At 54.1% G+C, this 19,732-nt stretch carries 16 protein-coding genes; 10 read left to right on the top strand and 6 right to left on the bottom strand.

What is annotated here, in order from left to right; translation table 11 throughout:
* Window positions 1-278: 278 nt before the first annotated feature.
* The 5 genes from ACFE8Q_RS17300 (at window position 279) to ACFE8Q_RS17280 (ending at window position 6,640) form a co-directional block, all read left to right on the top strand.
* Entirely contained in the window at window positions 279-872 is a 594-nt protein-coding gene (locus tag ACFE8Q_RS17300; protein ID WP_375446676.1) for a 1-acyl-sn-glycerol-3-phosphate acyltransferase, read from the top strand.
* A 127-nt stretch (window positions 873-999) separates the two neighbouring features.
* Window positions 1,000-2,280: a hypothetical protein gene (locus ACFE8Q_RS17295; RefSeq protein ID WP_375446675.1), complete on the top strand. Its 1,281-nt coding sequence runs from the start codon at window positions 1,000-1,002 to the stop codon at window positions 2,278-2,280.
* 39 nt (window positions 2,281-2,319) lie between these two features.
* The gene (locus ACFE8Q_RS17290) at window positions 2,320-3,171 is read left to right on the top strand and encodes a hypothetical protein (RefSeq protein ID WP_375446674.1); all 852 of its coding nucleotides are present in this window, start codon (window positions 2,320-2,322) and stop codon (window positions 3,169-3,171) included.
* A 50-nt stretch (window positions 3,172-3,221) separates the two neighbouring features.
* Window positions 3,222-4,232, top strand: coding sequence for a PP2C family protein-serine/threonine phosphatase (locus tag ACFE8Q_RS17285; RefSeq protein WP_375446673.1), 1,011 nt, complete (start codon window positions 3,222-3,224; stop codon window positions 4,230-4,232).
* 35 nt (window positions 4,233-4,267) lie between these two features.
* The gene (locus tag ACFE8Q_RS17280) at window positions 4,268-6,640 is read left to right on the top strand and encodes a protein kinase (RefSeq protein ID WP_375446672.1); all 2,373 of its coding nucleotides are present in this window, start codon (window positions 4,268-4,270) and stop codon (window positions 6,638-6,640) included.
* Here ACFE8Q_RS17280 and lpxB read toward each other — a convergent pair whose 3' ends face one another.
* Together lpxB and ACFE8Q_RS17270 are read right to left on the bottom strand one after the other, a co-directional pair.
* The gene (lpxB, locus tag ACFE8Q_RS17275; RefSeq protein ID WP_375446671.1) at window positions 6,641-7,765 is read right to left on the bottom strand and encodes a lipid-A-disaccharide synthase; all 1,125 of its coding nucleotides are present in this window, start codon (window positions 7,763-7,765) and stop codon (window positions 6,641-6,643) included. It abuts the gene before it with no gap.
* An 88-nt stretch (window positions 7,766-7,853) separates the two neighbouring features.
* A complete protein-coding gene (locus ACFE8Q_RS17270) occupies window positions 7,854-8,270 on the bottom strand; it encodes a 6-pyruvoyl tetrahydropterin synthase family protein (protein ID WP_375446670.1) in 417 nt (138 codons plus the stop codon).
* Window positions 8,271-8,626: 356 nt separating this feature from the next.
* Here ACFE8Q_RS17270 and rfaD point away from each other — a divergent pair, with 356 nt between their 5' ends.
* Entirely contained in the window at window positions 8,627-9,592 is a 966-nt protein-coding gene (rfaD, locus tag ACFE8Q_RS17265; protein ID WP_375446669.1) for an ADP-glyceromanno-heptose 6-epimerase, read from the top strand.
* Window positions 9,593-9,632: 40 nt separating this feature from the next.
* Here rfaD and ACFE8Q_RS17260 read toward each other — a convergent pair whose 3' ends face one another.
* A complete protein-coding gene (locus ACFE8Q_RS17260; RefSeq protein ID WP_375446668.1) occupies window positions 9,633-11,159 on the bottom strand; it encodes a S8 family serine peptidase in 1,527 nt (508 codons plus the stop codon).
* A 133-nt stretch (window positions 11,160-11,292) separates the two neighbouring features.
* On the opposite strand from ACFE8Q_RS17260, the gene ACFE8Q_RS17255 reads away from it, so the two are divergent.
* Window positions 11,293-12,588 (top strand): aminopeptidase P N-terminal domain-containing protein, encoded by a 1,296-nt coding sequence (locus tag ACFE8Q_RS17255; protein ID WP_375446667.1) that lies wholly within the window; start codon window positions 11,293-11,295, stop codon window positions 12,586-12,588.
* 82 nt (window positions 12,589-12,670) lie between these two features.
* On the opposite strand, the gene ACFE8Q_RS17250 is transcribed toward ACFE8Q_RS17255, so the two are convergent.
* Entirely contained in the window at window positions 12,671-13,315 is a 645-nt protein-coding gene (locus ACFE8Q_RS17250) for a TetR/AcrR family transcriptional regulator (protein WP_375446666.1), read from the bottom strand.
* Between the two features lie 365 nt (window positions 13,316-13,680).
* On the opposite strand from ACFE8Q_RS17250, the gene ACFE8Q_RS17245 reads away from it, so the two are divergent.
* On the top strand, window positions 13,681-14,889 hold the full coding sequence (locus ACFE8Q_RS17245; protein WP_375446665.1) for a saccharopine dehydrogenase C-terminal domain-containing protein: 1,209 nt from the start codon (window positions 13,681-13,683) through the stop codon (window positions 14,887-14,889).
* Between the two features lie 99 nt (window positions 14,890-14,988).
* Here the strand turns inward: ACFE8Q_RS17245 and ACFE8Q_RS17240 are convergent, their stop codons facing one another.
* On the bottom strand, window positions 14,989-15,762 hold the full coding sequence (locus ACFE8Q_RS17240) for an SDR family NAD(P)-dependent oxidoreductase (protein WP_375446664.1): 774 nt from the start codon (window positions 15,760-15,762) through the stop codon (window positions 14,989-14,991).
* A gap of 35 nt (window positions 15,763-15,797) precedes the next feature.
* The gene (locus tag ACFE8Q_RS17235) at window positions 15,798-17,543 is read right to left on the bottom strand and encodes an IlvD/Edd family dehydratase (protein WP_375446663.1); all 1,746 of its coding nucleotides are present in this window, start codon (window positions 17,541-17,543) and stop codon (window positions 15,798-15,800) included.
* 99 nt (window positions 17,544-17,642) lie between these two features.
* Between ACFE8Q_RS17235 and murI the strand changes: the two genes are divergently transcribed.
* Both murI and trxB read left to right on the top strand, forming a co-directional pair.
* Complete coding sequence (murI, locus tag ACFE8Q_RS17230; RefSeq protein WP_375446662.1) at window positions 17,643-18,500, top strand: glutamate racemase; 858 nt, start codon at window positions 17,643-17,645, stop codon at window positions 18,498-18,500.
* A 151-nt stretch (window positions 18,501-18,651) separates the two neighbouring features.
* Window positions 18,652-19,674, top strand: a complete 1,023-nt coding sequence (gene trxB / locus ACFE8Q_RS17225; protein WP_375446661.1) for a thioredoxin-disulfide reductase — start codon at window positions 18,652-18,654, stop codon at window positions 19,672-19,674.
* Window positions 19,675-19,732 lie beyond the last annotated feature (58 nt).

Below are 19,732 nucleotides of genomic sequence, written 5' to 3'. Positions count from 1 at the left end.
GCAGCTACTCAGTTGCACAATAAGTTATACCAGTTCAACTGCCCTTTATTTACGTTCTAACGATCATGACACACGACACGCTTTCGACCATCGGTACCCTGATTTTTTACGCCGTCTTACTTATCGCCTCGTATATTACAGGCCGCTGGCTGGTGAGCAAAGAGCGCAATTATTAGTAAAGTTCAAAAGTTTGATGTCTAAAGTGCAACGTCTGATTGGTTTTAGACGCTGAACTTTAGACATTTGCTTTTCGATACGCAGACATAATTCTTCTCCCCATGATTGGTGCCATTCTCACCTTTATCTATCACCGCTTAGGCTGGAAGATCATAGGGCCCTGGCCTACCGTGCCCAAGGCGCTTTGGGTAGTAGCACCGCACAGTACCAACTGGGACTTTCCCATCGGCCTCTGGATACGGGACGAGGTACGTATCTACATCGGCTTTCTGGCCAAAAGTTCGTTGTTCACCTGGTATAGCGGGTGGCTTTTCCGCGCCCTGGGTGGCACGCCCGTGTATCGGAGCAAAACAAATAACCTGGTCGACGCCGTGGCCGAGACCTTTCAGCGCCATGACTTTTTGCACGTATGCATCACGCCCGAAGGAACGCGCAGCGATGTGAGTAAGCTGAAAACAGGCTTTTACTACATGGCCCAAAAAGCCGATGTACCCCTCATACTCGTTGGGTTTGACTGGCCCCGCAAGACCATTATCCTGAGTGAACCGCTATACGTTACGGGCGATTACCAGCACGATATGCTGCCCTTCTATGAGTTCTTCGCCCGCATCTCGCCGCCCCACAAAACCTGGCTCCGCGACTGGGAAAAAACTGGTATGATACCGGCTCCGACGGCAATTTCTGCTGTTAAGTAAGTTTCCAGCTTTTTCTGCACCAATTTTATGGGCTAAGTGCGTTTGGTAGGCATGAATAACGCAACTTACAACTATCTATATAGATAAAGTCGCGTTAGCCTGTCCATAACCTACACCACGACAGCCCATGCTGCCTAAACTGGAACACTACCCGGTGAATTGGGTAGACGGGATGAAAATCGCCCGGAAACATTTCACCGATTTCGAACACTTTGTCAGCGACCACCTGCGCGACAGCAGTGCGGTGAACCTGACAAACTATAACTACGGCCTGCTGCCGTCGGATGCCCCTGCTTTTGGCATTCAGGTCATTACGGATCGCTCACAGAATGTACGGGTTCAGCTCAGCAATTGCCGCGCCGTAACGGGTGCCGGTTGCCGGATTGAACTGGTCAACCAGCCGCTCGAACTGGCCACGAGCCTGCAAGCTATTCTGGATAAATACAACATGCCGATGGCCGACGAGCTTCAGTTCCTGATCGTGCTTTCGGTTGATCTGTATACGCGCCAGCCAGAGGGTGTACCGGCCAACAACGAGCCATTTCCCCGTCCGCCGTTTACGATACCTACCTATACGCTCAATATCCTGCCGAGCCAGCAGCAGGGCGCAGACCGACCCGCCGCTTCGCCGCTGAATGGGCAAAATGGACAGGCAACGCCAACGCCCGCGTACCCGTCGGCCTCGTTTGAATCGTACCATATCGTGGTTGGGCAGCTACTGGCCAAGTACGGTATTTTGAGTAATGATGAGTCGTTCATTCCGTCCTGTGCGGCCATCAGCGCCCATACGGGGCTCCTGGCCTGGACCGAGAAGATGAACAAAACGCTCTCGGAAGTGCAGCGGGATGCGTATCAGATTGTGGCAAAAGTGGTGCGTAAACGCCGCACCGAGCAGGCATACCGGGCCGGGCCGCTGGCCGAACAGATCCGTATTCTGGCCGAGAGTGTGGCGGGTAGTCTCGACGATGCGCTGAATCATCTTCAGTTTGGTGGTCGCGAGCAATCGCCCATGGAGTACATCAGGTACGTTACCCGGGCTACCCGACTGCTGAAAACCACGCTCGACTGCCTGTGCGAAGAAGATAAGAACTCACCCTCGCTGGGGCGTGAACTGGTTCTTCCTTATTTCCAGAGCTGGACAAACATTGAACCGGCCACGGTAGAAACGGCTATCAACGAGGTAATTACCCGGCAATACCGGCATGGGCAGTTACAACAACACCTGCCGATACTGGATCGGTGCTGGGAAGCGATCCGGGTCATCTTCCGGCGCATGACTGAACTGGAATATATTGGTCAGGAAAATACCGACTACGATTTCGACACCCAACGCCGGTCGACGCACCGGGCCGACCGGCCCGCCGACCGGGTCAACGACCCATTCGGTGGCGGCTATAGCTTTCAATAACAGCGACTAAACACCCTATTCCTCAACTTATTTACCTGTATGGAACCTATCAACAAGGCCGAGCGCAGTGCATCTCTGTTCAACTTTGTGTTAGTCTACTTGCTGATTACAGCGGTGCCCGTGGGCATTACGTATCAACTGGCCAAAAAATCGGGCGGAAGCAGCCTGAACCAGAAAGCGGTGAGTGAGCAGCAATCACTGGCAACCGAAATGACGGCCTTGCAGGCGTACGTGAAACGAATGGAAGATATCGATACCCGTCGCCCCGCCGAAACGGCATCTAATGAAACCTGGAATGTGTGGTTGCAGGAAGCCGAGAAGCAGAACAGCGAATTTAAAAGCAGGGTCGATATTTTCCAGCGCAACAACCGATTCACGGGCGCCCGCCTGACCATGCGCGACAATGCCTGTTCGTATCTCTACCGAATCAGTATCGAACGCCGTAATTACCTCTCGAAACGCGCCGCCCTGCTCGACCGCCGCGACGATTCAGATGCGCTGGGGAAGGCAGAAACAGAAAAGAAAGAGTTGCAGGATAAAGTGGACGAATTGAAAGCCCTCAACAACCAGATGGCGGTGATGTCGGCAGCGGCCCGGCCGGCACCGGCTGGCGGCGGTAGTGGTGCCGATTGTGGCCCGCTGAAAATGAAGATCGAGGAACTGAACGATCAACTGGCGTACAATGCCGCTATTGCCAAAAAATCGCAGGCCGACCTGCTGAGTATCGGCAATGACGTAACCAAGCGGCGGCAGCTTTATAGCCAGTCGCGGCAAAGTCTGGAGAAACTGACGCAGGACCGCAAATTCGATCAGCGCCTGAAGCAGCAGGCCGAAGAGAAACTGGATGAGATTGACCGTACGCTGCTGGCGTTGAACGGCAAGCAGGGGTAAGTAGCTAGTGACCAATTGCGTATCAGTGAACAGGCAAGAAAACTCAGCGTATGAATCGAGTGGTATCCATATACCCCCCGGTGGGGTTCACGAGGCAGGGCCGCCGCGATAATAATGAAGACTACATCGTGCCCACGCCAGGGCGGGCTACCCCGGCCGACCGCCTGTTTGTGGTTTGCGATGGGGTGGGAGGTGCCCAGCGGGGCGAACTGGCGAGCCTGCTGGCAGGAGAGACAATCCTGGCCTACGCCCGGACTCATTCCACTTCCGCTGTTGATTCAACGTTTGTACGCGCTGCCCTGCTCACTGTAGAAGAAGCATTTGACCGGGCCATTGCCGACGAGACCGACGCCCATTTGTCGGGCATGTCCACAACGATGACCCTGCTTAGCCTGCACGACCGGGGCGTTACCATTGCCCATATTGGCGACAGCCGCGTTTATCACATCCGCGATGGCCGAATTCTACACCAGACCGACGATCATTCGCTGGTGAACGAACTGGTCAGGGCGGGTCAGATTTCGCCCGATGAGGTAGCGACGCACCCGCGCCGGAACGTGATCACACGGGCTATCCAGGGTAGTGCCAATCCAACGCAGGCAACCGTATACGTGACGCAGGACGTAGTGCCCGACGACTACTTTTTCCTTTGTACTGATGGCGTCTTGGAGAGCATCTCGAACGATGATCTGACCCAGACGCTGCTAAGCCATACGCTGTCGGATCGACAAAAAGTGGAAGCCATTCTCGATAGTTGCGCCGACAACTCGCGCGACAATTATTCGGGGTATCTGATCCGAATAGCCGCCGTTGAACCCATTGACCAGCCGCTGCTGCCCGACGACGATGTGGTGCCGCTGGTGTTGCCGCAGGTGCAGGCACCGGTAATGCCACCCGAACCCGTTCATGGCCCGGTTATGTGGCAGGAGCCCGTTGTTGAGCCGGTTGTCAGCCCGACGGAAGCCGAGCCTGAATCGTTTCAGTTTACGATGGATGATGAAGAAGAGGCCCGCTGGCGAGAGCAGGAAAACCGGAACTGGATTAAACGTTTGTTTTCTTAACTCATTGATTAGTTGTTGATTGATTCATCACTACTGTGGAATATCACAAACAGCAATTTCTCACGTACGACGAATTCACCCGGCAGTTTGCCTGTGACTACGCTATGCCGCTGGCAAGGGGCGGGCATGGGGAAATCTATCGGGGAGTTGATCTGGAGACCAACGAAGAAGTGGCCATTAAGCGTCGGTTGTACAGCGTTGATGACAACGCACTGACGCTCGAGAAGGAGTATGCCAATACGCAGGCCGTGCCCGTCAACCGGTTTGTGGTGCGTTATCTGTATTACGGACGCTACGCCACGCCGTTTGGTACCTACGAATTTCTGGTCATGCGGTATTACCGCGATGGTAACCTGACCAATACGTCGTTGTCGTGGAATGCGCTCTCGAACCTGCAACAACAGCGGTTTGTCAGCGAATTCCTGCTCGGCCTGTCGCACCTGCACACGCACGGCATCGTACACCGCGACATCAAACCCGAAAATGTGTTGCTGGTACGGTACAGCGACGCAGAAGGAATTGCGTTCAGGCCGGTAATCGTGGATTTTGGTATCAGTAAAATGATGACCGACCATCCCGAAGCGGCGCGGGCCTTTGTGCAGAACAGCATGCGCATCGGCACGGTGACCTACATGGCCCCCGAGCAGTTGCGTACCGAAAATATCGATTACAACGCCGATCTGTGGTCATTCGGCATCATTTTGTACGAACTGATTACGGGTAAACACATGATTGCCCGGAAGTCGTTTCCCGAAACGCAGCGCGAAGAAGCGTACGCCTTCTGGCGAATGGCTAACGAAGAGCAGTTCCCCGACGACCTGCGGACGGTGCCCCAGCCATATCAGCAGATGATCCGTAGATGCCTGATCGTAAGCCCCGACGAGCGGGTGCAATCGGCAAAAGCGTTGCTGGATTTGCTGGAACTGCAACCCCGGATCGTGGAAGCCGAACAGGCCTTCAGGCGGCAAAACTGGGACGTCGTGATCGAAGCACTCGACCCGATCGTAGACCGGGCGGATATTCCTGAACTGACGGTCTGGCTTCAAAAGGCCAGAATGCAGGCGGCGCTGTCGCAGCCGATCGAGCGCTTTGTCGAAGAGCCACAAACTGAAGAAATCCCGGAGTATATACCCGAAGCGGAACCGGCAGACGTACCTGAATCGCTACTTGGTGAGGGCGAGGTGCCTGCCAACGTACCTGAGCCGCCCGCCGAGCCGTTGGAAAACAAGCCGGTGCCCTACACGGCCCAGACCGAACTGCTTGAAGCGCCTGCCGAACCGCTGTTCCCTGAAAAAACAGCGATAAACGATGACGACGAAACGGATTCGGTAACCGAACAGGAACTGCCTGAAGGAGCCCCGGAAGCCCATACTGAACCCATAACAGACAACGTATCTGACAAAGCAGACGTACCCATAACAGCCAATGAACCAGCCGCTTCTGAACCGCTACCCATAACCACGAATGCACTGGCGGCAGACGAGATCGACGCCGAGCCACCTAGCGAAGAAGCCCCAATAACTGCGCATCAGCCGGTAACCGGGCAACTCACCGAAGCATTTGTCGACGAGCCAGTGATGAATTCGGCTACCGCTGGTAACGTACCCGACTCAATAGATCACCCGGTTGCAGAGCCAGGCGCGAACAACGTACCTGAACCCGACGATAAGGAGCCACAGAAAAACGAACAGGAAGAGCCAGCGGATGCCCAATACACTGAGGCCTTTGCCGAACCCGCCGCCAGTCAGAACGGAGTGGCGCATACCGTACCTGAAACCGTAGCGGCTGTTTCATGGCCGGAGACCAGGCAATCGGTGCCCGCCCAAACAGCCGCAGTAAGCGTACCTTTCCCCCAGCTACCAAAAGCTCCATCGCCAGTGTCGAGACTGGTTGCTGTAACGCTGGAAAGCCTGAAAAACCGGCTCGACGGGATCGACTCCGAGCAGGTGAAGCAACGGGCTGGTGAGGTGTATGAAGAAGCGAAAAAAGCAAAAAACCGGCCGCTGCTGATTGGTGGCGTGGTGGCGGTGCTGCTGCTCCTGCTTTTCGCAATTGGTCCCGGTCAGACTACCGAAAAAGGAATTGCGCAGTTAGACCCTAACGAGAACTATGCCACGTCGCTGAAACGATTTCAGGACTACTCGAGAATGTATGAGAAAACAGGCGATTTGAATCCGTACGTATGGGCATTCGTTCATTGTAACCCCATGTACGACGACAGTCTGCGCAAATCGGCAGTACGGCGGGCTGAGTTGATCCGGGCGCAGCACGAACTGCTTTTTGGTATATACTCAGACGATATTTCCAAGTTGAAGCGGATAGAAATGAGAAAGATGTCGAATAACCAACTGAGCTGGGAACTTCGTCCGCACAGTCTGTCTGACGAGAATTGTTTGCCAAAAAAATGATCAGCTTGCCATCATCTGGCGCAGAGCAGTAACCATCGCAACACCCGTACGCTCCGACGCGCCCGGCTCGCCCATACGCAGCTGCAAGTCGACGTACCCAGCCAGCACCTCGCCGCGCCGGGTGCCGCCGGGTAAAATAGCCTGTAACTCATCGCCGGTTCGGGTGGGGGTCAGTTCGTTCTGAATCAGTTCGGTGACCAGCAGCCGGTCAACGATCAGGTTGACGAGGGAAATGTACGGCACGGCAATAAGTCGGCTGGCGATAACATAGCTGAGCCACGACGTGCGGTAGCAGACTACCTGTGGCACGTTGAGCAACGCCGTTTCGAGCGTAGCCGTCCCCGACGTAACCAGGGCCGCCGTCGACGCTTTCAGCACATCATACGCCGCATCGGATACGCGCTCAACGGCCGGATAATCAGTTAGTAGGGTGTCATAAAGATCATTCGGCAGGTTGCTAACCGTGCCGACGACAAACCGATACGCTGGAAACCGGCGGGTCGTTTCGAGCATAACGGGCAACATCGCCGTGATTTCCTGGCGGCGGCTGCCGGGCAACAGCGCAATCAGCGGCTTGTCTGACTGGTTCAACTGAGCGATTACCTGCGCATTAGGCTCATGATTTGCCAACGCATCAAGGAGCGGATTACCAACGTAGTCGACTTCATAGGCGTAGGTACTGAAAAACGTCTTTTCAAACGGCAGGATCACAAACAGCCGGTCTACGTTGGCTTTGATGGTCAACGCCCGCCGCTGATTCCAGGCCCACACTTTAGGCGAGATGTAGTAAAATACCCGGATGCCCTGCTGTTTGGCCCATTTTGCCATCCGCAGGTTAAAGCCCGCATAGTCGATCAGGATCAGCGCGTCGGGGCGGTGAGCCAGCACATCGGCCTGGCATTCGCGCAGTAGCCGGCGAATGGTACCCAGGTTTTTGGCCACTTCCCAGAAACCCATGAACGCCAGTTCCCGATAGTGCTTCACCAGCGTGGCCCCGGCACTTTCCATCTGCTCGCCGCCCCAGGCACGTACCTGCGCGTCGACATCCTGCTGCCGAATAGCCTGAATCAGGTTGCCGCCATGCAAATCGCCCGAACGTTCACCAGCAATGATGTAGTAGGTCATACAATTATCAATGAACAATTATCAGTGGCGCAGCCACAAAGCAAAGTTGTATTGTAACGGAGCCATTGATAATTGATAACTGGGCTATTCACTCGCCGTAATAATCGACAAAATTCCGCTCGGTTTCGTAGAGGCGGATCTGGTGCAGGCGGGCTTCCGACAGTGGCGCGAGGGCCTGTTCGAGCAACCGCCAGATTTCCATCACCAGAATTTCGCAACTGGCCATTTTCCCCTGCATGAAGGGCACATCGAGGTTGATGTTCTTGTGATCCAGTTGCTCAATGATTTCCCGTTTGATGACATCGCCCAGCACTTTCAGGTCAATGACAAACCCCGTATCAGGATCGGGTTCACCCCTCACCGTAACGATCAGTTCAAAATTATGGCCGTGCCAGTTGTGGTTGGCGCAGGGGCCAAATACTTCCTTATTTCGCTCGTCAGACCAGTTGGGATTAAACAACCGGTGGGCAGCATTGAAATGTTCTTTTCGACTTATGTATACCATTGAGTCTGGTTAGTTTACGGCGGTTACCAGACAACGCCGACTGTTTAGGGGGCAAAAGTACGCCTTTTTACCCGATAGCGACAAAGTGCAACCGAGTTAGGTATTACAGGGCCTGCCTCGCTTAGTTACTAGCTAGAGAAATCCCCAGGCTAGACGGCTGTAGGATGCTCAATGCACCTCTTTAACTATATTTAATGGGTATGTCTATTTATTAAAACTACGAATAGTACTATTTATTAAGAGAATACGTTATGGTTTCCTCCTTTTAAAGCCCGTACCTTTACAGACTAATTTTAGTATTCGTAGGACTTACATCCAGTAGTATACATAGGCCAGACGTTTAACAGAAGTTCTCTATGATTATTGTGACGGGGGCTGCCGGTTTCATAGGCAGTTGTTTGATTGATAAGTTAAACTCGGAAAACTTCAATTATATCATTGCTGTCGATGACTTCTCGAACCCCGACAAGAAGCCTAACCTCGACGGTAAACACATCCAGGAATTTGTTGAGCGCGAACAGTTCTTCGACTGGCTCGACGCTAATTATCAGGAAGTAGAGTTCCTGTTCCATATCGGTGCCCGAACTGATACCACCGAGTTCGACTACGCCATTTTCGAGCACCTGAACGTCGCCTACTCGAAGAAAATATGGGAGAAATGTATTGAGTATCAGATACCGCTGGTCTACGCCTCATCGGCCGCCACCTATGGCTTGGGTGAACACGGATACGACGATAACGAGTCTGTTATTCCGCAGCTAAAGCCCCTGAATCCCTATGGCGAATCGAAAAACGAGTTCGATATCTGGGCATTGCAACAGGAACGCAAACCTTTTTTCTGGGCCGGCCTGAAATTTTTTAATGTCTACGGCCCCAACGAATACCACAAAGGCCGGATGGCTTCGGTTATTTTTCATGCCTACCACCAGATCTGTAAGACGGATCGCATGAGGTTGTTCCGCTCGCACAACCCCGATTTTACCGATGGCGGGCAAATGCGCGATTTTGTGTACGTAAAAGACGTTGTCGATGTATGTCTTTTTCTGATGCATCACCGGCGCAATTCGGGCATCTATAACCTGGGTAGCGGTACCGCCCGCACCTTCCTCGATCTGGCCAATAGCACCTTTGCCGCCATGAACCGCGAGCCACAGATCGACTTCATCGACACCCCCGCCGACATTCGCGACAAGTACCAGTACTACACGCAGGCCAACATGAGTAAACTGCGCTCAATCGGATACGATCGCCCGTTCCATAGCCTCGAAGACGGTATTGCCGATTACGTACAGACGTACCTGCAACACGATAAGCGCCTGTAGACCAGGTACGTATGACCTGGTTCTGCTCGTCGAGGTTACCTTACCAGGCCACCTCGATTACCTCGTTCTTTAGATCGACCGTCGTAAACTGTTCCCCCGATTGACGGTGTAGCGTGAGCTGTCCTTTATTGACCCGCACCGCCTCCTGTTGGAGCACGTGGGTTGCGTCTTTTTTCCGAAACACGGAAACCAACGTCTCCGTAGCCGGTAACGTAAGCACAATCTTATTCCCCGACGCTTTCACCGATCTGGCCGTCTCCGGCAACGGTTGCCCGCGCAATAAGGCCAGCGCACGTGTAGCCTGTGGTACACCATAGCCCACGTAATTATTGCCGTACGGATAGAGATGCGACGATTTTTCGATCAACTCACGTACCTGCCGGTTGGTCAGTTTTGGGTTGGCCTGCATGAGGCAAGCGGCGAAACCAGTGATAACGGGAGCCGCCAACGAGGTTCCGTAGAGCGAAAAGCATGAAACGTTGGGCTTCAGATAGGGGAGTGCTTCCGGGCCGATGCTGCTATACCCAATGCGGTTCCACAGCCTGGAATTGGTAGCTCCTACGGCAATTACCCCTTCGGCGTCGGCGGGCGTGCTCACGATGCGCCAACTGCGGTCGTCGCCTTCATTACCAGCCGACACGATGATCAGCATTCCTTTTTTATCCGCTGCCAGTTGCGCCGCCCGGCTAATCAGGCTGGTGTGGCCATCCATCTGGGCGGGTTGGTAATTTTCACTGGGATTGGAAAATCCTTTAGCGTAGCCAAGCGACGTGTTTACGAGACGAACGCCCAGGCTGTCGAGCCATTCGATGGCCTGCACCCAATTGTCTTCTTCGCCCCGAAATTCGCGGTTACCTGCATCGGTTCGGGCCAGGTAAAAGGTGGCGTCGTAGCCTAGTCCAAGTTGCAGATTACCCACCGGGTCGTAGCCCGCAATGGCCGCCAGCACTTCGGTACCGTGCATATCTGACATGGTTTCCAGGGTTCGGAACAACTTGTTTTGCGTTGTCGGCCGGTTGACGTAGTCACGTACCTGACGAAAGCCACCCCGAACGGCAATGGGTTTGAGCACGGCGGCCGAGTCGGCTCCGAAAAAACCGGCATCGACTACCCCCACCTGTACAAAACGGCCCGTCAGGTTCTCGGTAGCAAAGGCCGCCGCCTGAATCTGCGACATCACCGGTGCCAGTTTTGCCTGTTCTATACGCGACGAACCACGGCTGGTGACAGTGACCGAGCGATCGACGGGACGTACCTCGCGCACAAAAGCAAGCTTGCTGACCTGCTCGCGTTGGGCGGGCGTAAGTGGAGCCGACACCGCATTGAGCCAGCGCGACCGGCAGTTGATCTGTATACCGAGCTGCGTGAGCGTAGCCAGGTAAGCGGCCGAAATAGGCCGGTCGGTATCATCAATAGGTAACTGCAGCGTTGCCCGATTGGCTACCGCTGCGGGCGACAGCGCGGGCGCATCGGTCAACTGTTTGTTGGTCAACAGGATCCAGTAAGTAATGGGCCGTGCCTGCGCCGATGCACCAAGCAGGAAGAGAAGAATAACGGAGATACGCACAATTTTTGTCGAGTATGGTTGCGGTTTTGCGATGTAAGGCGGAAGTTGCGGCCTGAACAGACCTTGTAACCGATGCGCTCGTCAGAAGCAAGTACAAGGTTAGTCAATACACCTCAACTGGTAAACTGGTTTTATGCGCTATTTGCCCATCAACAACTTGCTTTTTAGTGAAAATCGTCAGCGACTGGCTCAATTACTGCCCGAAAAGTCAATGGCTGTGCTGAATGCAAACGATATTATGCCCACAAATGCCGACGGTAGCATGCCGTTCCGGCAAAATAACGACTTATTCTACCTAACCGGTGTTGATCAGGAAGAATCGAGGCTGGTGCTGTTTCCGCAACACCCGGATCCTAAATTTCGGGAGGTGCTCTTCCTGCGCGAAACCAGCGAACTGATCGAAATCTGGGAAGGCCATAAACTGACAAAAGCCGAAGCTGAACAGGTATCGGGTATTTCGCAAAAACAGGTGTACTGGATGAGTCAGTTCGACAACATCTTTACCCAGTTGATTTTTGAGGCAGACCAGGTATTCCTCAACAGCAACGAACACACCCGCAACGGCCTGTCGGTGCAAACCCAGGACGATCGCTACGTGGCCGATTTCAAGCGAACGTACCCACTCCACAAGCTGGCACGGCTGGCTCCGCTGATGCACCAACTGCGGGCGATCAAATCACCGATCGAAGTAGACCTGTTGCAACGCGCCTGCGACATCACGGATGGCATGTTTCGTCGGCTGCTCAAGTTCGTGAAACCGGGCGTTTGGGAATACGAGATCGAGGCCGAAATGATGCACGAGTTTCTTCGGAACCGCTCACGTGGAGCCGCCTACACACCGATTATTGCCTCCGGGAAAAATGCCTGCGTGCTTCACTACATCGACAATTCAGCCCAATGCCAGCCGGGCGATCTGATTCTGCTTGATCTGGGCGCCGAATACGCCAATTATAACGCCGATATGACGCGCACTATTCCGGTCAATGGCCGGTTTACGCCCCGTCAGCGGGCGGTGTATGATGCCGTGTTGCGGGTGATGAAAGCCGCTCAGGCCATGCTGGTCACGGGCAACATCTGGGATGAGTACCACCGTGAAGTAGGCCGGATAATGGAATCAGAGCTGATTGGACTGGGCCTGCTCGACCAGCATGAGGTAGCCCGGCAAGACCCTGATGCACCGCTATACAAGAAGTATTTTATGCACGGTACCTCGCACTTCCTGGGGCTGGACGTGCATGACGTTGGCAACAAGTACCGTCGTTTTGAGCCGGGAATGGTGTTCACCTGCGAACCCGGCATCTACATTCGGGAAGAGGGAATTGGTATTCGACTGGAGAACAACATCCTCATCACCGAATCGGGCAACCTGGACCTGATGGCGGGTATTCCGCTGGAAGCCGACGAGATCGAAACCCTGATGAACGAATAAAAAAAGTGGTGTGCCTGACTGAGGCACACCACTTTTTTACTTACCAGGATGTGTAGGATTTCGCCGACCAAAGGTCGGTTGGTCACTTGGCAGTAGCCGTTTCCTGTGCTTCCAGCGCGTGGCTAAGGCTACTGAAAATACGGCGAACGGCCGTTTCGATGCGTTCCCACCCTTCATCGGTGCTCACATCGATATCGACTACTTTATTACGATTGTCACTCACCAACGTCAGGTACGTTACCCCACCTAACACAATAGCCGTAAGAGCGGTTGGATCATAAGCTGGAAAAGGAGCCAGCTTATCGATTATTTTTTTGTACGAATCATTTCGGAATGCAGACAGGCGGCGGGCTAGTTCCGTTTCACCATTTTGCATTTCCCAGCGGATCAGCTCCTGTGAGGATTTCCGGCTGCGAAACTCGCGGGCTACTTTAATAACATACTCCGACCAGATTTTGCTGCGTTCTTCCAGGGCTGGGTTTGATGGAACCGTATCCAGGAAACGATCATTGAACATCGATAGGAAGAAACCGCGCTGAACGTAGGCCTCCAGGAGTCCGTTCCAGCCACCGAAATAGCGATAAATTAACACTTTGTTCACACCGGCTTTCTCGGCAACTGCGTTAATTCCCGCTTTCTTTGTCCCTTTCTCGGCCATTACATCGCCCATAGCGCGCAAAATGCGCTCCATAGTCATGGCCCGATTACGTCTTTTTACTTGCTTCATAGTCACTCTGTTTTAAGGATGGTCACTCAATAAAGGATACGATTACGGCAAAGCTGTAGAATTAGTTTCATGTTACCAAGTGGTAACCTAAAATTTATTTTTTCACTATAAGTAGCTCGTTATTAAATAGGTGTAGATACGAAGATTGCTTTAGTACAATTTAGTTGACTGATTATCAATTTTATCGGGGTTTAGTGTCCGAAAATGGCATCTAGCGTAACAATTTATAAATTTGACAAACGAATTTGAGCTTTGCTAAGAACATTTATCACGCGGACACACTGTCACGTTTTACGGTACGAACCCAAGTACTGATGTGCGTATCTTTGCAAAGTAGTTTCTACTGAAAAAACAATCATACGTATATGGCCAATGTGCTGATTATTGGTGCAGGTGGTGTAGGCAGCGTTGTTGCGCACAAATGTGCAATGAACGCATCTGTGTTTACTACCATTACGCTCGCCAGCCGCACCAAATCAAAATGTGACAAAATTGCCGAAGAGATCAGCACCATGCATGGTGTTACTATCGCCACCGCTCAGGTCGATGCCGACGTGGTGGCCGAGGTAGTAGCCCTGATTGAACAGGTAAAACCGTTTTTAGTGATCAATGTAGCGTTGCCTTACCAGGACCTCCCAATCATGGATGCCTGCCTGGCTACCAAAACGCATTACATGGATACGGCTAATTACGAGCCCAAAGATGTTGCCAAGTTTGAGTACAGTTGGCAATGGGCCTATAAGCAACGCTTTGAGGATGCAGGTATTATGGCGCTGCTCGGCTGCGGATTCGACCCCGGCGCCACGCAGGTATTTACCGCCTATGCCGCCAAACACCAGTTCGATGAGATGCACTACCTGGATATCATCGACTGCAACGCGGGTAATCACGGCAAAGCGTTTGCCACTAATTTCAACCCCGAAATCAACATTCGTGAGATCACCCAGCCCGGCCGGTACTGGGAAAACGGCGAATGGATCGAGATTCCGGCGATGAGCATTCACAAGCCGATCGACTACCCCGAAATTGGCCCTAAAGAGTCGTACGTCCTCTATCACGAAGAGTTAGAGTCGCTGGTCAAGAATTTTCCGACGCTGAAACGGGCACGCTTCTGGATGACCTTCGGGCAAGCGTACCTGACTCACCTTGAGGTACTTCAGAATGTCGGTATGACCCGGATCGACCCGGTGAAATTTCAGGGAATGGACGTGATTCCGCTCGAGTTTCTGAAAGCGGTTCTCCCCGCTCCCGATTCGCTCGGCGAAAATTATACGGGCCAAACCAGCATCGGTTGCCAGATAAAAGGCATCAAAGATGGCCAGGAACGTACCTACTACATCTGGAATAACTGCGACCATGCCGAAACCTACAAAGAGGTGCGTGGACAGGCCGTGAGCTACACAACGGGGGTGCCGGCCATGATCGGCGCCATGCTGCTGGTAACCGGCGTTTGGCTGAAACCCGGCGTCTGGAACTGCGAAGAACTGAACCCCGATCCGTTCATCGAGCAAATGAACAAGCAGGGCTTACCTGTTCAGGATGCCGTAAACGTAGCGTTGCCGCACGAATACTAAAAGGTTTACCGTCTTCCGTTTACCGTTGCGCTGCTACTCAGAAAGTACTGAGATGTAGCAGCGCAATGGTAAACGGAAGACAGTAAACAGCAAACTTTTTTAAACAGGCGGTACACCCACGCTCGTCCAGCCACCGTCGATGGTGAGGGTCTGGCCGGTGATGTGGCCCGCTTGCGGAGACAGTAAAAAGAGCATAGCCGCCGTAATGTCATCAACCGTAGCCGGGCGACCCATTGGCGTAATCCGCGACCAGATCGGAATATAGGTCGGGTCGTCGGTGGTGCGTTCGGTGAGTGTAGCGCCGGGTGCCACCGCATTGATGGTGATGCCGTGCGGCGAAAGGTCGATGACCGCCTGCCGGGCCAGCATTTGCAAACCAGCTTTGGTCAGGCTGTAGACGGGTAATCCCGGATGGCCTAACTGCCCCACCACCGACGACATCAGCATGATTCGTCCGGCACTTCCATACTCATCGCGTTCCTGAGTTTGCATTTGCGTTGCGGCCGCCTGAACCAGGAAGAACGTACCCCGGAGGTTCAGGTTGACGATCGTCTCAAACGCTTCGGGCGTGGTGGTAAACAGATCGCCAAAGACCGTAATGCCCGCGTTGGCAATAGCCATATCGAGCCGACCGAACGTACCTGCCGCCCTATCGACCATCTGCCGGATAAACGCCACATCCGACGCATCACCAGGATGTGCAACGCATGAGCCGCCCAGTGCCCGAATGGCGGCCGCTGCCTGTTCGGCCAGTGCGGCATCAAAATCATTGAGCAGTACGTTGGCTCCCTGCCGGGCCAGTTCACGCGCAACGGCAAAACCGATGCCCTGTCCGGCCCCGGTAATAACAGCCGTCTGGTTTTTGAATGTCATCGTACGGTTTTTACGGCTAATGTTTAGGATAAATATCAATGCGAATCCCGTTTCACCACACTGCCTGAACTGCCGCGCAGGAAATCGAAATCGGCTCCTTCGTGGGCCTGCATAACGTGATGAATGAACATGTTGACGTAACCGCGCGTATACCCCAGGTCGAGTGGTTTGAAATGGCTCAGGCGTAGGGCCAGTTCCTCATCGGATACGTGCAGGTGCAGGCTCCGGCCAGGTACGTCGAGGGTGATCAGGTCGCCATTCTGCACAAATGCCAGGTTCCCGCCTACTGCTGATTCGGGTGAGACGTGCAGCACGACAGTACCAAATCCGGTGCCGCTCATACGTCCATCCGAGATGCGAACCATGTCGTGTACGCCCTGTGCCAGAATTTTGGCGGGTAGTGTCATATTGCCCACCTCAGGCATACCCGGATACCCACGCGGGCCTACGTTCTTGAGAACCAGCACACAACTGGCATCGAGTGGGTACGTACCTGCGGCTAGTTCAGGGTCGTCGATGCGCTTTTTGTAATCGTCGATGTCTTCAAACACCACCGCCCGGCCCGTGTGTTGCATCAACTCGGGCGTGGCCGCTGATGGTTTAATGACCGCCCCATTCGGGCACAGATTGCCCCGCAGCACCGCAATACCGGAGTTAGGCTTGAACGGTTTTTCCAGCGTTGCAATCACGTCCGGGTCGTAGCACCGGGCTTCAGCGCAGTTTTCACCCAGCGTTTTTCCGTTCACCGTCAGAGCGTCGGCATTTAGGTGGGGGAGTAGCTCACGAATAAGCGCGGGGAGGCCACCAGCATAGAACAGGTCTTCCACGAAATGCTCGCCCGATGGTTGCAGGTTGGCCAGCAACGGAATCTGCGCCGACAACCGGTCGAAATCGTCCAGCGTCAACTCAACGTCGTCGCCCAACGTACCCGGAGTGGATGCTCCCAGCCGGCCGGCAATGGCCATCAGGTGCAGAATGAAGTTGGTAGACCCACCCAGTGCCGCGTTTATCATGATCGCGTTCTCGAAGGCTTTCCGGGTCAGCAGTTTCGATGGAGTCAGCCCTTCGCGTACTAGCTCAACCGCCCGTACGCCGCTCATGTGCGCCAGTACTTTCCGGCGCGAATCGGCGGCAGGAATCGTGGCATTGTCGGGCAACGACAGGCCCAGGCTCTCGACCATTGCCGCCATTGTGCTGGCCGTACCCATCACCGCGCAGTGGCCCTGACTGCGAGCCATGCTTGCTTCAGCGGCAATAAATTCGGCCTGACTCATCTTGCCCATCTTGTAGTCTTCGGCAAACCGCCACAAATCTGACGTACCTATTTTACGGCCCTGAAAACGGCCGGCCAGCATAGGGCCGCCCGATACAACCATCGTCGGAATATCAACGGAACAGGCGCCCATGACCAGCGAAGGCGTGGTTTTGTCGCAGCCACAGAGCAGAATGACCCCGTCGATGGAGTTGCCCCGGATGCTTTCTTCCACGTCCATACTGGCCAGGTTACGAAACAGCATGGCCGTTGGTTTTATCTGGCATTCGCCCAGCGACATCACCGGAAATTCGAGCGGAAAGCCGCCTGCTTCCCAAACGCCGCGCTTGACGGCCTCGGCCAGTTCCCGAAAATGGGCGTTGCAGGGCGTCAGCTCCGACCAGGTGTTGCAAATGCCGATAACGGGTTTGCCCTCGAATTCGTGATGCGGAAACCCCTGGTTTTTCATCCAGGCGCGGTAAATGAAGCCGTCTTTGCCGGTCCGGCCAAACCATTCTTGTGAACGCATTGTTGGGTTCAGAGTCTAAAGTTCAAGGTCTAAAGTTGCGTTGCTCTGCGTACGCTGTCGTAATATAGCAGGGCAACTTTAGACGTTAAACGTTAAACTTTGAACTCTTTACTTCCCTACCAACCCATCGGTGTTTTCGATTCCGGCTACGGCGGGCTGACCGTTCTGCGCGAACTGGTCGGTGCCCTGCCCGACTACGATTACCTGTATCTGGGCGACAATGCCCGCACGCCCTACGGTACCCGCTCGTTCGAAACCGTATACGACTACACGCTGGAGTGTGTAACGTACCTGTTCGAGCAGGGTTGCCCGCTGGTGATCCTGGCCTGCAATACGGCGTCGGCCAAGGCGTTGCGTAATATTCAGCAGCTCGATTTGCCTCTTCTATACCCTGGCGCAACGCCCGATGCCCTGCCCACCCGCCGGGTGCTGGGCGTCATTCGGCCCACGGCGGAGACTATTGGGCAATACACCCAAACCGGACACGTGGGGATACTGGCGACGAACGGCACCGTAACGTCGGAGTCGTATCTGGTTGAAATTGCTAAATTTTTTCCTGAACTGATCATCAGCCAGGAAGCTTGCCCCATGTGGGTACCGCTGATCGAAAACGGGGAGTCGGGCCATCCGGGGGCCGATTATTTTGTAAAGCAACACCTCGACCGGCTACTGGCCCGCGATCCGCAGATCGATACGCTATTGCTGGCCTGCACGCATTACCCCTTGCTGTTGCCCAAGTTACGCGCCGCGTTGCCCGCCACGATCCGGCCCATCAGTCAGGGACCAATTGTGGCGCAGAGCCTTGTCGATTACCTGAACCGCCACCCCGATCTGGCTGAGCAATGTAGCCGACAGGGAACGCGACACTTTCTGACCACCGATTCGCCGACTGAGTTTAGCCGACAGGCCAGTTTGTTCTGGGGAGAGCCCGTGGTGGCCGAGAAGGTCGTTTTCTGAGTTGATCTGCTGAATCCAGCCAGCCTGTAGACTTGTAGACTTGGCTTTGTAGCGAATTTTTTTGACCTTTGCACGTGTTCTCTACTTAACGGTAAGTAGCGCAAACGTACGCTCGACCATCCGTTTTTATAGGAACACTTCTGCATTTCATATGACTCCCGAACACGTTCATTGTCTGATAATTGGCTCTGGCCCGGCTGGGTATACCGCCGCCATCTACGCGTCGCGCGCAAACCTGCACCCCGTACTGTATCAGGGCGGTCAACCAGGTGGACAACTGACTATTACTACTGAAGTTGATAATTTCCCGGGTTATCCAGAAGGCGTACAGGGACCGCAGATGATGCAGGATCTGGAGACTCAGGCGCGCCGTTTTGGCACCGATGTCCGGTATGGTCTGGTTACCAAAGTTGAATTTACGGAAAATCCCGGTCCCGGTCGCCCACATCGCGTCTGGGTGGATGATACCCACGAGATCACGGCCGACAGTGTTATTATCTCGACTGGTGCTTCGGCCAAGTGGCTGGGCCTACCGTCTGAAATGCGCCTGAACGGTCATGGCGTGTCGGCCTGTGCCGTTTGTGATGGCTTCTTTTTCCGGAATCAGGACGTGGCTATTGTCGGCGCGGGCGATACCGCTGCCGAAGAAGCCAGTTACCTCTCGAACCTGTGCCGTAAGGTATATATGATTGTGCGTCGGGGCGAAATGCGGGCTTCGCGGTTCATGCAGGCGCGCATCAAAGCCAAAGAGAACATCGAGATTCTGTGGCATACCGACACCCTGGAAATTCTGGGTGACAATGGCGTAACCGGGGCACGTCTGAAGAATACGCAAACGGGTGAGGAACACGTTATCGACGTGACCGGCTTCTTTGTCGCCATCGGCCATAAACCCAACACCGACATTTTTAAAGGCTACGTAACGCTCGACGATCATGGCTACATCCTGACTGAAAAGGGAAGCACCCGCACCAACGTACCCGGCGTGTTTGCCTGTGGCGATGCCCAGGACAACATCTACCGGCAGGCCATTACGGCGGCTGGCACGGGTTGTATGGCCGCACTGGACGCCGAACGGTATTTAGTTACCCTGGAGATGCAGGGTGAGCCTGTGTCAGCAAATGGAGTCGTGGCGGGTGTCGATCTAGCCGTCGGCGAACCAGTTATAAGCTAACCTTCTATACACGAAACGAGCAGCAAACGCAGATAACCCGGCCGCTACAGCCCCATTT

Source organism: uncultured Fibrella sp., assembly GCF_964250085.1.
Classification (GTDB): domain Bacteria; phylum Bacteroidota; class Bacteroidia; order Cytophagales; family Spirosomataceae; genus Fibrella.
This window is presented reverse-complemented; position numbering and strand designations above follow the sequence as displayed.

Excerpts from the sequence above, each read along its gene's own strand:
- ACFE8Q_RS17300 (WP_375446676.1), top strand. The coding sequence starts at position 279 with ATGATTGGTGCCATTCTCACCTTTATCTATCACCGCTTAGGCTGGAAG.
- ACFE8Q_RS17295 (WP_375446675.1), top strand. The coding sequence starts at position 1,000 with ATGCTGCCTAAACTGGAACACTACCCGGTGAATTGGGTAGACGGGATG.
- ACFE8Q_RS17290 (WP_375446674.1), top strand. The coding sequence starts at position 2,320 with ATGGAACCTATCAACAAGGCCGAGCGCAGTGCATCTCTGTTCAACTTT.
- ACFE8Q_RS17285 (WP_375446673.1), top strand. The coding sequence starts at position 3,222 with ATGAATCGAGTGGTATCCATATACCCCCCGGTGGGGTTCACGAGGCAG.
- lpxB (WP_375446671.1), bottom strand. The coding sequence starts at position 7,765 with ATGACCTACTACATCATTGCTGGTGAACGTTCGGGCGATTTGCATGGC.
- ACFE8Q_RS17270 (WP_375446670.1), bottom strand. The coding sequence starts at position 8,270 with ATGGTATACATAAGTCGAAAAGAACATTTCAATGCTGCCCACCGGTTG.
- rfaD (WP_375446669.1), top strand. The coding sequence starts at position 8,627 with ATGATTATTGTGACGGGGGCTGCCGGTTTCATAGGCAGTTGTTTGATT.
- ACFE8Q_RS17255 (WP_375446667.1), top strand. The coding sequence starts at position 11,293 with ATGCGCTATTTGCCCATCAACAACTTGCTTTTTAGTGAAAATCGTCAG.
- ACFE8Q_RS17250 (WP_375446666.1), bottom strand. The coding sequence starts at position 13,315 with ATGAAGCAAGTAAAAAGACGTAATCGGGCCATGACTATGGAGCGCATT.
- ACFE8Q_RS17245 (WP_375446665.1), top strand. The coding sequence starts at position 13,681 with ATGGCCAATGTGCTGATTATTGGTGCAGGTGGTGTAGGCAGCGTTGTT.
- ACFE8Q_RS17240 (WP_375446664.1), bottom strand. The coding sequence starts at position 15,762 with ATGACATTCAAAAACCAGACGGCTGTTATTACCGGGGCCGGACAGGGC.
- ACFE8Q_RS17235 (WP_375446663.1), bottom strand. The coding sequence starts at position 17,543 with ATGCGTTCACAAGAATGGTTTGGCCGGACCGGCAAAGACGGCTTCATT.
- trxB (WP_375446661.1), top strand. The coding sequence starts at position 18,652 with ATGACTCCCGAACACGTTCATTGTCTGATAATTGGCTCTGGCCCGGCT.